Raw genomic sequence first — 13,027 nt, forward strand, 5'->3', positions numbered from 1 at the left:
CCCCAGCGCATGGCTTGCACGCTGTGCGGGCTGTCGGCGTCGGGCGGGCCGAACATGGCCAGGCACTTCCACCAGAAGCGGTTGACTGCGTCCTGCACCATGGCTTTTTGCTCAGCGGTACCCTTCATCATCACCAGCAGGGCTTCATAGCCCTGGCGCTGGTGAAAAGACTCTTCCTTGCAAACGCGGATCATGGCGCGGGCATACGGGCCATACGAGCAGCGGCACAGCGGGATCTGGTTGCTGATCGCAGCGCCATCTACCAGCCAGCCGACCACACCGACATCGGCCCAATTGAGCGTGGGGTAGTTGAAGATCGAGCTGTACTTGGCTTTGCCGCTGTGCAGACCTTCAAGCATCTGGTCCCGGCTGGTGCCCAGCGTTTCGGCCGCACTGTAAAGGTAGAGGCCGTGGCCGCCTTCGTCCTGCACCTTGGCAATCAGAATCGCCTTGCGCTTGAGACTTGGCGCCCGGCTGATCCAGTTGCCTTCGGGCAGCATGCCCACGATTTCGCTGTGGGCGTGCTGACTGATCTGGCGCACCAGCGTCTTGCGGTAGGCCTCGGGCATCCAGTCTTGTGGTTCGATCTTGCCGTCGGCGTCCACCTTGGCATCAAAACGGGCCTGAAATTCAGGGTTTTCAGCCGTCGGGGCCACGGGCACCGACTTCAGACCGGGGCTGTCCGGCACATTAAAAGACTGTGTGTACATAGTGTCTTGTCTCCTGTGAATGGGTAAATTTTTAGTTAAATAAGCCAGGCTGGCGTGCGCTTCTCAAGGAAAGAAGCAATGCCATTTTTGGCTTCATCGGTGGCCCGTTGCCGGGCAATTCGTTGGGCGGTTTCTTCGAGCACCGCGTCGTCAATCGGGCGACCGCTGACGGCCGTGATCAGTTGCTTGGCCGCTTTTTGCGCCTGCGGTGCGCCACCAATCAGCGCCTCCACCAGCTTCGCCAGCGTGGCATCCAGCGCCTCAAGGGGCGTCACTTCGTTGATCAGTCCGATGGCCAGGGCCTTCTCGGCAGAAATCCGCTCAGCCGTCTGAAAGTAGCGCAGCGACTGGCGCGGCCCAATGGCACGCAGCACGTAAGGGCTGATAACCGCCGGAATAATGCCGAACTTAACCTCCGAGGTGGAGAACACTGCATCGCTTGTGGCCACCGCCATGTCACAGGCAGCCGCCAAACCGGTGCCCCCGCCCAGCGCCGCCCCTTGAATGCGGGCGATGGTGGGCTTGGACATTTCCGACAGCGCCCGCAACATGCGGGCAAAACGGCGGGCATCGTTCAGGTTTTCAGCCTCGCCATGCGCCGAGGCGCGCTGCATCCACTTCAGATCGGCTCCGGCTGAAAAATGCCGCCCCCGGCCCGCCAGTACCACCACGCGTACCGATGCGTCCACGTCCAGCTCGGCGCAGGCCTGACCCAGATCGGCAATCAGCTGCTCGTTGAAGGCGTTAAACACCTCCGGCCGATTCATCCAGATCGTGGCAACCCGGCCGTTGCGTTCAATTTCCAGGGTTTCAAACATAGGAGGCAATTACTTGGCCATCGTCCAGTCGTTGTTCTTGATTTCCAGCATGTTGAACGCTGTGAGATCAAGACCCAAATGGTCCGTGGCTGACATATTGACTTTGCCGCCGGTGCCAATGAAACCCTTGGTGGCTTCAATCGCATCGCGCACCTTGGATTTATCAGTGCTGTTGGCGCGCTTGATGGCATCAACCGCAATCATTAGCCCGTCGTAAGCATGGCCGCCAAAGGTGGACACATCTGTTTTCCATTTTTCGGTGAATGCCTTGGTGTAAGCCATGGTCACCGCTTTCTGCGGGTCAGAGGCGGCCAGCTTGTCAGCAATCAACAAGGCGGCAGCTGGCAGGCGAACGCCTTCAGCAGCAGGGCCGGCGAGCTTGATGAATTCTTCAGACGCGACACCGTGGGCGTGGTACAGCGGCAAGGTCATGCCCAGCTGCTTGTAGTTCTTGGTGACGATGGCGGGGCCTTGGCCGAGACCAAACACAAACAGCGCTTGCACACCCGCTGTGTTCTTGATTTTGGTCAGCTGTGGGCTGGAGTCGGTGTCTTTGGGGCCGTAGGTTTCATTGGCCACCAGGGTGATGCCGTACTTGGCGGCAACGCCTTCGGTTTCTTTCTTGCCCGAGTTGCCAAAACCACTGGTCTCAGACAACAAGGCCACTTTGGTCAAGCCACGCTTTTTCATGTCTTCGAACACTTTTTCAGCGGCCATGCGGTCGGTGTGTGGCGTCTTGAAGACCCACTTCTTCACTGGTTCCACAATCACAACAGCGCCTGCCAGCGAGATGAAGGGAATGTTGGCTTTTTCAACCAGCGGCACCATCGACATGGTGGAGCCGGTGGTGGTGCCGCCGACCAGAATATCAACCTTGTCGTCGTCGATCAGGCGCTTGGCAAAGCCGTTGGCCTTGTTGGCGTCACTGCCGTCGTCGTAATGAACGAGTTGCAGTTGGCGACCAATGACGCCGCCTTTTTTGTTGAGCTCGTCCACATACATCTGCAAGGTTTTCAGTTCCGGGTCGCCCAGAAAAGCGGCCGGGCCGGTGACCGACAACACGGAGCCAATCTTGATCGGGTCGGCCGCGAAGGCGCTGATGGCCCCCATGACCAGAGTGGCAGCGAGGGCGAGTTTTTTCAGTTTGAATTTCATGGTTTTGTCTCCTGTTATAAAAATTAAATACGTTCAATAATCATTGCAATGCCTTGACCCACACCGATACACATCGTGCAAAGCGCATAACGCCCGCCACGCCGTTCCAGTTCGTACATCGCGGCCGTCACCAGACGCGCACCGCTCATGCCCAGCGGATGCCCCAGGGCAATCGCACCGCCGTTCGGATTCACCCGCGCCTCGTCGTCTGCCAGACCGAGGTCGCGTAAAACAGCGAGTCCTTGTGCCGCAAAGGCTTCGTTGAGTTCAATCACGTCCATCTGGGCCAGCGTCAAACCGGCCTTGGCCAGTACTTTGCGCACCGCTGGCGCCGGGCCAAAACCCATGATGCGAGGCGCCACACCGGCCGTCGCCATCGCCACCACACGGGCACGCGGCGTGAGGCTGTGCAACCGGGCCGCCGACTCGGAAGCCAGTAGCAGCGCACAGGCGCCGTCATTGACACCGGAGGCATTGCCCGCCGTTACCGACAGGTCGGGGCCATTCACCCCTTTGAGCTTGGCCAGCATCTCCAGCGTGGTTTCAGGGCGCGGATGTTCATCGGTGTCGACGACGAGGGGCTCGCCCTTTTTGCACGGAATCAGCACCGGCACGATTTCAGCAATGAACCGACCGGCGGCATGGGCTGCCGCCCAGCGCTGCTGCGAACGCACGGCAAAGGCGTCCTGGTCAGCGCGTGAGATACCGAAGTCTTGCGCCACGTTGTCGGCCGTTTGCGGCATCGAATGGACCTCGTACAACTTCTTCATCTGCGGGTTAACGAAACGCCAGCCGATGGTGGTATCAAAAATGGCGGCGTTGCGCGAGTAAGCGCTTTCGGCCTTGCCCATGACGAAGGGCGCACGCGACATGCTCTCGACGCCACCGGCAATCATCAGTTCGGTCTCGCCCGATTTAATCGATCGGGCCGCCAGTCCGACCGCGTCCATGCCCGAGCCGCACAGGCGGTTGAGGGTGGTGCCCGGCACGTCAATCGGCAAACCGGCCAGTAAGCCGGACATGCGCGCCACATTGCGGTTGTCTTCTCCAGCCTGGTTGGCACAGCCGTAGATGATGTCGTCCACCTGTTTCCAGTCAACCTGAGGGTTGCGCTCCATCAGTGCCTTGAGCGGCACGGCACCGAGGTCGTCAGGGCGCACGCTGGCCAGAGCGCCGCCGTAGCGGCCAATGGGGGTGCGAATGGCATCGCAGATAAAAGCTTCAGTCATAGAACCCGTGATAAATCCACGCCTACTTGATATTAAAAAGATAGCTGCTCACGCATACTGCATAAGGGCTAGAGGTCTAAAATGCTTATAAACCTATCAAAAGCCCTTAAACCTGCTTGGGCCGCTCATCAATCACCCGACGGGCCTTGCCGGTCAAAGTGCGCGGAATGGCCTCGTGCGCCAGCACCGTCACCTTGGTGGAAATACCGGCGATGGTTTTGATGTGGTGCTGCATTTCCTTGCTGATCGCCTGAATCTCGGCCGGCGACAGGTGGCCGGAAAACTCGCGCTGCAGTTCACAACGCACTTCGACGTTGTCCAGGTGGCCGTCACGGGTGAGCAGAATCTGGTAGTTGCCCGCCAGGCGCTTGTCTCGCAGAATTTGTTCTTCAATCACGCTCGGGAACACATTGACGCCGCGCACGATCAGCATGTCATCGGTGCGCCCGGTGATGCGGTCCATGCGACGGAAACTGCGCGAGGTCGGTGGCAACAAGCGGGTCAGATCCCGGGTGCGGTAGCGAATCACCGGCATGGCTTCTTTGGACAGCGAGGTGAACACCAATTCGCCCTCCTCGCCATCGGCCACCACTTCGCCGGTGTCCGGGTTGATTATTTCGGGGTAGAAATGGTCTTCCCAAATGACCGGGCCGTCTTTGGATTCGATGCACTCGCACGCCACACCAGGCCCCATCACTTCGGTCAAGCCGTAGATGTCAATGGCGTCAATGCCCAGCTTGCGCTCGATCTCGTCGCGCATGCCGTGGCCCCAGGGCTCAGCGCCAAAGATGCCGATCTTGAGGGAAATATCTTCGGGCTTGATGCCCTGGCGCTCAAACTCTTCGGCAATCACCAGCGAGTAGGAGGGCGTCACCATGATGATTTCGGGCTGAAAGTCCTGAATCAACTGCACCTGTTTCTCCGTCTGGCCACCCGACATAGGCACCACCATGCAACCCAGACGCTCCGCACCGTAGTGGGCCCCCATGCCGCCGGTGAACAAGCCGTAACCGTAGGCAATGTGGCAGGTGTCCCCCGCCCGGCCACCAGCGGCGCGGATCGAGCGTGCCACCAGATTGGCCCAGTTGTCGATGTCTTTGAGGGTGTAACCGACCACGATCGGTTTGCCGGTGGTACCCGATGAAGCGTGAACGCGGGCAACTTTCGTGCGCGGCACGGCAAACAGGCCAAACGGGTAGTTGTCACGCAGGTCGATCTTGGTGGTGAACGGAAACTTGGCGAGATCTGCCAGCGTTTTCAGGTCATCCGGGTGCACGCCTTGGTCGTCGAATTTCTTTTTGTAGTGCGGTACGTTGTCGTAGGCGTGCTTCAAGGTCCACTTCAAGCGTTCGAGTTGCAGGGCGGCGATCTCGTCGCGGCTGGCGGTCTCGATGTGCTCAAGATCACCGGGCATAGGTTTTTTGGCGGTCATGGGTGTCTCCTCGTTTTAATGTATTGATCAGGCGTTGTTGACTTGCTTCAGTCCATCGATCACTTCGCCTTTGATGCGGTAGCTTTTGCCCCGGAACAGGGCAATGGTTTTGCCACCCTGGATGCGCACGGTGACGTCATACACACCGGTGCGACCCGAGAGCGAACGCTCGACCGCCTCGGCTTCAAGAATGTCGTGTTCGTGGGCCGGCGCCAGAAAATCAATGCTGCAACCCGATGCCACCGTGTTCTGGTTGTAGCTATTGCACGAGTAGGCAAAGGCGCTGTCGGCCAGCGTAAAGATGTAGCCGCCATGGCAAATATGGTGGCCATTGACCAGGTCCGAACGCACCGGCATCGACAGCAGTGCGTAGCCCGGTTTGATTTTGAGAATCTGCATATTCAGCGCATTGGTGGCGCGGTCACGCGACCACATCGTGGCGGCAACTTCTTCGGCCAAGGCCTGGGGGTCAGCGTGCTTTTCAGTCATGGAAATTCTTCTTTGAATAAACTTTGTGTTGAATCAGGGGCGAGAGACGGTAGCGGTCTTCACCGTAGGTTTGACTGAGGTGGTTAAGCACCAGGCTGATGTTGTGCAGGCCCACCACATCGGCCCAGGCCAGTGGCCCGCAGGGGTAGTTCACGCCGAGCCGCATGGCGGCATCGGCACCTTGGGCATTGCAAACCCCTTGGTTAACCGCATCTGCCGCCTCATTGGCCAACATGGCCACGGTGCGCATCACCGCCAAGCCCGGTACATCATTGAACCGCGAAACAGCGAAACCAGCGGATTGCAGCAAGCCAATCGCCTGAGCGGCAGCGGCGTCGTCACAGGCCTCAGCCACACTGAGCGCCAACCGGGTCGCGGTGTTGTAGTCCAGTGCCAGATCAATCAGCACGGTGTTGGCAGTGCCCGACTCAAAAGCCCGGCGCGTCGCGGTGCGGCCATCGGTGACATAGACCCACGCATCACCGGCTTGCGCCAACAAATCACCCTTCGCTGGCGACTGGGTAAAAGCTACTTTATTAGCTTGCAGGCGAGCCGCCAAGGCCTTGGCCACGATGGATTCACCATAGACCACGATGTGCGTGGGCGTGGCTTTGGCAGACTCGGTCGCGGGTGCGGGGCGAACCGCATCAGCGCTGTAGTCGTAAAAACCACGACCGGTTTTTTTGCCCAAATAACCCGCATCGACCAGTTCTTGCTGAACCAGCGAAGGCAGAAAACGCGGGTCATTAAAAAACGCATTCCAGACCGAACGCGTCACCGAAAAGTTAACGTCATGGCCGATCATGTCCATCAACTCAAACGGCCCCATGCGAAAGCCACCGGCTTCGCGGCAGCAGGCATCAAAGGTAGCCGTGTCAGCGCCGCCCTCGGCCAACACCCGCATGGCTTCGGCGTAATACGGTCGCGCCACACGGTTCACAATAAAACCGGGCGTCGATTTGGCATGCACGGCGGTCTTGCCCCAGGCGGTGGCGGTGGCAAACAGGGTTTGCGCCACGCTCTCCTCGGTGGCCAGTCCCGACACCACTTCGACCAGCGCCATCAAAGGGGCTGGATTGAAAAAATGCAAACCCGCCAAGCGACCGGGATGCTTGAGCGCAGCGCCCATCGCCGTGACAGAAATGGAGGAGGTGTTGGTGCCAAAAATACAATCAACACCCACGATGGCTTCCAGGTCGCTGTAGAGCTTTTGCTTGGCTGCCAGATTTTCAACAATGGCTTCAATCACCAGGCTGGCATCGGCCAGATCGGTCAACTCCGTGACCGCGATCAGGCGCTCACCGGCCTCTGTAGCCGCCTCAGAAGTCATCTTGCCTTTGGCTGCCATCTTGCTGAACTGGGCACGCACTCCGGCAATAGCCTGCTCAGCGGCTTGTGCCCGGGTGTCCAGCAACTTGACCCGGTGACCGGCCGCCGCAGCGACTTGCGCAATGCCGGCACCCATGGCACCAGCACCGACCACCGCGATGACCGACTGTTTGGAAAGCGAGAGGCTCATGTGCTTATTGCCCGGTAAATTGGGGTGCGCGTTTACCGACGAAGGCCGCCACGCCTTCAGTGAAGTCGGCACTCCAGCCGAGTTCGCGCATCATGCCGGCTTCCATCGACAACTGCTGCTCCAGTGTGTGGCCAGGAGCGGCATGCATGGCTTGACGGGTACGCACCAGCGCTTTGGTGGGCGCGGTGGAGAGTTGGGTGGCCAAGGCGTTCACGGCGTCTGCAAATTCGGCATCCTCAACGGCGGCCCAAATCAAACCCCATTCGGCCGCCTTCTCTGCCGACAACTTGCCAGCCAGCAACGCTAACCCCATGGCGCGTGCCATGCCCACGCGTTGTGGCAAAAACCAGGTGCCCCCGGTATCGGGAATGAGCCCGACCTTGGAGAAGGCTTGCAAAAACGAGGCCGATTTGCAGGCAATGACCAGATCGCAAGCCAGTGCCAGACTGGACCCGGCACCCGCCGCCACGCCGTTGACGGCAGCAATCGTCGGCACGCGCAGGTTTTGCAAACGCAAGATCAAAGGTTTGTAGTTGTCTTCCACCACGGTGCCCATATCGGGCGGTGTTTCACCGGGCACAAACTGCACCTGGGGGTCGGACAAATCCTGCCCGGCACAAAAGCCGCGACCCGCACCGGTGAGCACCAGCACGCGGATGGTTTTGTTGCTCTGAACGTGGTCCAGCGCCACGCGCAACTCGGCATGCATGGCCGCGTTGAAGCTGTTCATCTTGTCCGGACGGTTGAGCGTGAGTCGTGCAATGCTGCCCTGCACCTCAAAGAGAATGTTCTCGAAATTCATGGTCAGGCCTTAAACGTGGTAGCGACGTTGAATCACGCGGAAGCGATTGGCCACAAAAGCCGAATCCGAGTAGGAGGCATTGGCCGCCGGGTTGCCGCCTGTGCCGTGGTAATCAGAGAAGGCTGAAGACTGATTGACGTACACACCACCGGTCAGGTTGATGGACAGGGCCACTTTGGAGCGCCAGGTAGCGGCGGTCATGGCCTCAATCACGGCGGGGCTGGTGGAGTAAATACCGGTGGTCAAGGCACCGTGGGTGCTGACGATGCGCTCTGACAAGGCAATGGCAGCGGCGGTGTCGGCCACTTTGACGACAAACGTAATCGGGCCAAAACGCTCTTCCATATAGGATTTCTCGTCGGCCGCATCGCACGCCAATAGCACCGGTGTGCGGACTTCAGCCAGCGGAAACTCAGGGTTGTCGAGCTTTTTGGAAGCCAGAATCACACGGCCCAGAGAACCACTGTTGGCTTCATCAATACGCTTCATGGTGTCGGCCGACTGCACCGCACCTAAGACGGCCAAGGCCACTTCGGGTTTGGCCAGCGTGCCTTCGATTGTGCGGGCAAGATCGGCACACACTTCATCGTAGGATTTGTGTCCGTCTTCGGTTTCAATGCCGCCCGCAGGAACAAACAAAGCCTGTGAAGTGGTGCACATCTGGCCGGAATACAGGGCCAGCGTGAACGCGAGGTTACGCAGCATGGGTTTGTAGGCATCCGTGGAATCAATCACGATGTTGTTCACGCCCGCCAACTCGGCATACACCTGCGCCTGACGGCAGTGGTCGATGAGCCACTGACCAAACACATTGCCGCCCGTAAAGTCCACCGACTTGACGTCTTTGTGCGTCACCAGCTGCTGCGTCGTTTCGCGTTGAGCAGCAACACACAAGGTCACCAGATCAGGATGGATGCCGTTTTCAACCAGCACCGCACGGATCGTGCGAACCGTGATGGCGGCCGGCAAAATGGCGTTGCCATGGGGTTTGACGATCACGGCGTTGCCGGTGGCCAATGCAGCAAACAGGCCAGGGTAGGTATTCCAGGTGGGGAAAGTACCGCAACCCACCACCACACCGACGCCCCGACCGACCACCTCAAAGTGTTTTTTCATCACCAGCGCCGGGTTCTTGCCCTGTGGCTTTTCCCAGGTGGTCTCATGCGGCACAAAACTTTGTTCGCGGTAGGCGTAAGTCACGGCCTCAAGACCCCGATCCTGGGCATGCGGAGAGCCCGCCTGAAACGCCATCATCCAGCCTTGGCCGGTGGTGGTCATGACGGCGTGTGCCAGCTCGAAGCTCTGTTTGTTCAAGCGGTCCAGCATTTCGATACAGATACCGGTGCGGCCTTCGCAACCTGCGGCCTGCCAACCGGACATCGCTTTTTGACCCGCCTCGATCAAGGCTTGCACCTCGCAGACGGGGTACTGCACATTCAGTTCAACACCATAGGGTGACTGCTCACCGCCCATCCAGCCGGTCTGGCCTGGCTGGTCAATCTCAAATTTTTGACCCACATGCGCTTCAAAAGCGCGCTTGCCATCTTCGGCAGCCGTTTCGCCATAGGTTTTGGGGCTGGGCATCTCGTTAAAGGCTGCCCAATAACCCCGGGTCTGAATCGCATGGAGCGCGCTGTCAAGGGTTGGCCGGTGCTTTTCAAAAAGTGGATGGGACATCTGGAATTCCTTGGATAGGGTTTTGTGGGTGACGTTGAGCAACGTGCTGAAGCCTGCAATTTGAAGCAACGTTAACAACGAAATACGCTCATGTCAATAAAAGTATCAAAAAAAAACGTTAAAAATCCCTTACGAAGTACGGAATAGATTCCTTGTTTTTTAAAAAAATACATATAAAACAACGATCTAACAACAAATTTTTCAATAAAAAATAAATTATTTTTGACATTTACTTTCAGAATGTGTTTCTTAATTCAATAAGAGATACAAATTTAATTTATAAAATTATTTATTTGTATCTATTAATTTCAACCTGAAAAAACGTGGCTCTCCAATGAAAACAACGGTCACTGTGACATCAACACCCCCTGAAATGAACATCAATTCAGTTTTAAATGCACTACCATGCGGGTTCTACGCACTCAAATTTTGGCCACTACCGTGAACCCGCCCATCCAACAGCGTCTTGAAAATTTCCGGCAACAGAGCCGCGTCAACGCAAACTCCCTGATCATTTCTGTTTTCAGTGATGCCGTTTTTCCCCGTGGCGGCCGCATTTGGCTAGGCAGCTTGATGGGCTTACTGGCCCCCTTGCAATTGAACGAACGACTGATCCGCACATCAGTCTTCCGTCTGACCAAGGAGTCATGGCTCTGCGCTGAAGCGCACGGCCGGCGCGCCGATTACCGACTGACGGCCAACGGACAGCGCCGTATTGAGGAAGCTTCACGCCACGTTTATGCTGCCAATGCACCGCTCTGGGATCGACGATGGCGAATGATCATGACGATCGGCGAACTGGAGCCCAAACAAAAAGAGCGACTGCGCCGCGCCCTTTTTTGGCAAGGATTTGGCGCCTTGAATTCTGATTGCTATGTTCACCCCAGCGCAGACCTCAGTCTGGCTTTTGATGCCCTGATGACCGAAGGCAATATTGACCTGCTGGGGCATCTGATGCCCTTGATGGCGGCAGATCTTCATTTAGGACTTTCAGCTAGCCTCCATGAGATGGTCAAGCGCGCCTGGAATCTGAGTCAACTCGACAAGGACTACGCGGAATTTGTGGCGATCTACCAACCTGTTCTGGACTCGTTTCGCCAGACCCAGTCTTTGAACATTGACGACGAAAGTGCTTTTTTATTGCGCACCCTGCTGATTCACGACTACCGTCGCTTGCTATTGCGTGATCCAGAGTTGCCGGAAGTTTTACTGCCAGCAGACTGGCCTGGTCAACAGGCGCGAATCGTCTGCATGGAACTCTATCGACGCGTGTTGGCAGCCTCTGAACGCCACCTCGACCAACACCTTGTGCTCTCCACTGGACAGACAACGCAAGCCATGCCTTTTTTGAAGGCGCGCTTCCAAAGCCTTGATCCGCTGACCGATCTGGTTTAACTGGACTGGCTGCGTTTTTTAAGCTCCACCAAGGGGATGACTTCGGGCAGGTCAATACGTTTGCGATTCGCTTCCACCGCTGTCAGAGGGACGGTCTCGGTCATGGTGGCGAGACTTCGCCGCGTCAATTCCTGGTAGGTTCGCGTGCCATCACGCTTCCAGGCGATTTCTTCTTCACTGAGTTGGCGAATCACTTTGGCAGGCATGCCAGCCACCAGACTGCCGGCGGGAATCACGGCACCGGCTTTGACAAAAGCGCAGGCCGCCACGATGGCAGATTCACCAATCACGGCGTTGTCCATGATGACCGCGTTCATGCCGACCAGCGCATTTTGACCCACACGACAACCGTGCAAAACCGCACCATGCCCGACGTGACCGTTCTCTTCAACCACGGTGTCAGTACCAGGAAAACCATGCATCACACAGGTATCCTGAAGATTAGAGCCCCGCTCAAGGATGATGCGGCCAAAATCACCGCGTAAACTCGCACACGGCCCCACATAGCAGTCAGGGCCGACAATCACATCGCCAATCAGGACGGCACTGGGATGAACGAATGCGGTGGGGTCAACAACGGGAACAATGCCGTTGATGGCATAAACGCGTAATGAAATCATGGTGAACTCCGGTAAGTGGCGACAGTGATTCTATGAAATGAAATACATCAACCTCAAGGTAATTCAGGGCTCATGATGATCGAAGAAACAGACGGAAAACACGGCGTTCAGTCCCTTGAAATCGGCATGAACATTGTGCGCACCATGGTCACTGGGCAGCGCTACATGATGCTCAAGGACATTGCGCTGGCTACCGATATGCCTGCCTCCAAGGTGCATCGCTACCTGGTTAGTCTGATTCGCTCGGGCGTGGTCGAACAGGACTTGCAAACCTCCCGCTACACATTAGGACCCTTTGCATTGAACATGGGTTTGGTCGCACTTGACCGGATTGACCGGGTGCGCCTGGGGCTAACGGCTATTTCTGAATTGCGTGATGCCATCAATGAAACGATCGCGCTGGCCGTCTGGAGCGAAACCGGACCGGTCATCGTGCGTTGGGAGCGTCCACGACGGGCGATCACGGTTAACGTGATGACGGGCACCTCCCTCAAGTTGCTGACATCTGCCGCAGGGCGGGTATTTTCTGCCTGGTTGCCCAAGACATTGATCGATCCGCTGATTGCCAGCGAACTCAAACACAAAGACACCCCAGGGCTGAAAACCAAAAGTGATGTCGATGCCATGCTTGCCAAAGTGCGTGCCGATGGTGTGGCACCGGTCACCAGCCATTACACATTCAAAGGCGTCGAAGCCGCTGCCGCCCCTGTTTTTAATTTCAAAAATGAAATCACGATGGCCTTGTCGGTGGTCGGGGTGGAAGGATCGATCGACATGGATGTCAACAGCCCGGTCCTCATAGAACTCAAACGTGCGGCCCGTCAACTCTCGGAAAGACTGGGCGCCACGGGACTCTCATAACCGCCCTGTTTCACCACGCAACCACGATCAAAAATCGGGTTGCGTTTTTTTTCAAAATTTCTTATTGACAGAATGAATTCTGTATTTCAGAATCTATACATATGAAAAAAATGGTCTTAAAACCTCAACTTAACGATTTGGAGACAAAAATGCCCATACCGCCGATCAGCGACACGGCTTTCGCCACAACCGTCTTGGGGGCCTGATGCTGGCCCAATTCCTGCAATTTTTATTCTCCGGCCTGACGGTCGGAGCGACCTACGCGCTGGCGGCGCTGGGTTTCACCCTGATCTACAACGCCAGCAACGTGATCAACTTCG

Annotated in this window: 12 protein-coding genes and 1 pseudogene; 3 read left to right on the top strand and 10 right to left on the bottom strand. The window is 57.2% G+C overall.

The features are described 5' to 3' along the window. The 9 genes from paaA to paaN all read right to left on the bottom strand — a co-directional run. The coding region (gene paaA / locus WCG50_RS13095; protein WP_336900047.1) for a 1,2-phenylacetyl-CoA epoxidase subunit PaaA at positions 1 to 710 on the bottom strand (710 nt) is incomplete at its 3' end. 35 nt (positions 711 to 745) lie between these two features. Beyond that, on the bottom strand, positions 746 to 1,528 hold the full coding sequence (locus WCG50_RS13100) for an enoyl-CoA hydratase/isomerase family protein (RefSeq protein WP_336900048.1): 783 nt from the start codon (positions 1,526 to 1,528) through the stop codon (positions 746 to 748). A 9-nt stretch (positions 1,529 to 1,537) separates the two neighbouring features. Continuing rightward, complete coding sequence (locus WCG50_RS13105) at positions 1,538 to 2,638, bottom strand: ABC transporter substrate-binding protein (RefSeq protein ID WP_336900058.1); 1,101 nt, start codon at positions 2,636 to 2,638, stop codon at positions 1,538 to 1,540. A 68-nt stretch (positions 2,639 to 2,706) separates the two neighbouring features. After that, on the bottom strand, positions 2,707 to 3,912 hold the full coding sequence (gene pcaF, locus WCG50_RS13110) for a 3-oxoadipyl-CoA thiolase (protein WP_336900049.1): 1,206 nt from the start codon (positions 3,910 to 3,912) through the stop codon (positions 2,707 to 2,709). Between the two features lie 106 nt (positions 3,913 to 4,018). After that, the gene (paaK, locus tag WCG50_RS13115) at positions 4,019 to 5,344 is read right to left on the bottom strand and encodes a phenylacetate--CoA ligase PaaK (protein ID WP_336900050.1); all 1,326 of its coding nucleotides are present in this window, start codon (positions 5,342 to 5,344) and stop codon (positions 4,019 to 4,021) included. Between the two features lie 27 nt (positions 5,345 to 5,371). Next, positions 5,372 to 5,833 carry a hydroxyphenylacetyl-CoA thioesterase PaaI gene (paaI, locus tag WCG50_RS13120; protein ID WP_336900051.1) on the bottom strand — a complete coding sequence of 154 codons (462 nt, stop codon included), beginning with the start codon at positions 5,831 to 5,833 and terminating at the stop codon, positions 5,372 to 5,374. Continuing rightward, positions 5,826 to 7,352, bottom strand: coding sequence for a 3-hydroxyacyl-CoA dehydrogenase PaaH (gene paaH, locus WCG50_RS13125; protein ID WP_336900052.1), 1,527 nt, complete (start codon positions 7,350 to 7,352; stop codon positions 5,826 to 5,828). Before paaH ends, paaI begins: the two co-directional genes overlap by 8 nt. A 4-nt stretch (positions 7,353 to 7,356) precedes the next feature. Next, positions 7,357 to 8,154, bottom strand: a complete 798-nt coding sequence (gene paaG / locus WCG50_RS13130; protein WP_336900053.1) for a 2-(1,2-epoxy-1,2-dihydrophenyl)acetyl-CoA isomerase PaaG — start codon at positions 8,152 to 8,154, stop codon at positions 7,357 to 7,359. 9 nt (positions 8,155 to 8,163) lie between these two features. Further along, positions 8,164 to 9,831 (bottom strand): phenylacetic acid degradation protein PaaN, encoded by a 1,668-nt coding sequence (gene paaN / locus WCG50_RS13135; RefSeq protein ID WP_336900054.1) that lies wholly within the window; start codon positions 9,829 to 9,831, stop codon positions 8,164 to 8,166. Positions 9,832 to 10,272: 441 nt separating this feature from the next. Between paaN and WCG50_RS13140 the strand changes: the two genes are divergently transcribed. Beyond that, positions 10,273 to 11,226, top strand: coding sequence for a PaaX family transcriptional regulator C-terminal domain-containing protein (locus WCG50_RS13140; RefSeq protein ID WP_336900055.1), 954 nt, complete (start codon positions 10,273 to 10,275; stop codon positions 11,224 to 11,226). Here the strand turns inward: WCG50_RS13140 and paaY are convergent. Further along, positions 11,223 to 11,846, bottom strand: a complete 624-nt coding sequence (gene paaY / locus WCG50_RS13145) for a phenylacetic acid degradation protein PaaY (RefSeq protein ID WP_336900056.1) — start codon at positions 11,844 to 11,846, stop codon at positions 11,223 to 11,225. The two genes, WCG50_RS13140 and paaY, sit on opposite strands and share 4 nt — an antisense overlap. Positions 11,847 to 11,918: 72 nt before the next feature. Here paaY and WCG50_RS13150 point away from each other — a divergent pair, with 72 nt between their 5' ends. Together WCG50_RS13150 and WCG50_RS13155 are read left to right on the top strand one after the other, a co-directional pair. After that, a complete protein-coding gene (locus WCG50_RS13150; protein WP_336900057.1) occupies positions 11,919 to 12,707 on the top strand; it encodes an IclR family transcriptional regulator in 789 nt (262 codons plus the stop codon). Between the two features lie 208 nt (positions 12,708 to 12,915). Next, positions 12,916 to 13,027, top strand: a pseudogene (locus WCG50_RS13155) (branched-chain amino acid ABC transporter permease); the annotation flags it as partial.

This window comes from Rhodoferax sp. (genome assembly GCF_037143375.1).
Lineage (GTDB): Bacteria > Pseudomonadota > Gammaproteobacteria > Burkholderiales > Burkholderiaceae_C > Rhodoferax.

Excerpts from the sequence above, each read along its gene's own strand:
- WCG50_RS13100 (WP_336900048.1), bottom strand. The coding sequence starts at position 1,528 with ATGTTTGAAACCCTGGAAATTGAACGCAACGGCCGGGTTGCCACGATC.
- WCG50_RS13105 (WP_336900058.1), bottom strand. The coding sequence starts at position 2,638 with ATGGGGGCCATCAGCGCCTTCGCGGCCGACCCGATCAAGATTGGCTCC.
- pcaF (WP_336900049.1), bottom strand. The coding sequence starts at position 3,912 with ATGACTGAAGCTTTTATCTGCGATGCCATTCGCACCCCCATTGGCCGC.
- paaK (WP_336900050.1), bottom strand. The coding sequence starts at position 5,344 with ATGACCGCCAAAAAACCTATGCCCGGTGATCTTGAGCACATCGAGACC.
- paaI (WP_336900051.1), bottom strand. The coding sequence starts at position 5,833 with ATGACTGAAAAGCACGCTGACCCCCAGGCCTTGGCCGAAGAAGTTGCC.
- paaH (WP_336900052.1), bottom strand. The coding sequence starts at position 7,352 with ATGAGCCTCTCGCTTTCCAAACAGTCGGTCATCGCGGTGGTCGGTGCT.
- paaG (WP_336900053.1), bottom strand. The coding sequence starts at position 8,154 with ATGAATTTCGAGAACATTCTCTTTGAGGTGCAGGGCAGCATTGCACGA.
- paaN (WP_336900054.1), bottom strand. The coding sequence starts at position 9,831 with ATGTCCCATCCACTTTTTGAAAAGCACCGGCCAACCCTTGACAGCGCG.
- paaY (WP_336900056.1), bottom strand. The coding sequence starts at position 11,846 with ATGATTTCATTACGCGTTTATGCCATCAACGGCATTGTTCCCGTTGTT.
- WCG50_RS13150 (WP_336900057.1), top strand. The coding sequence starts at position 11,919 with ATGATGATCGAAGAAACAGACGGAAAACACGGCGTTCAGTCCCTTGAA.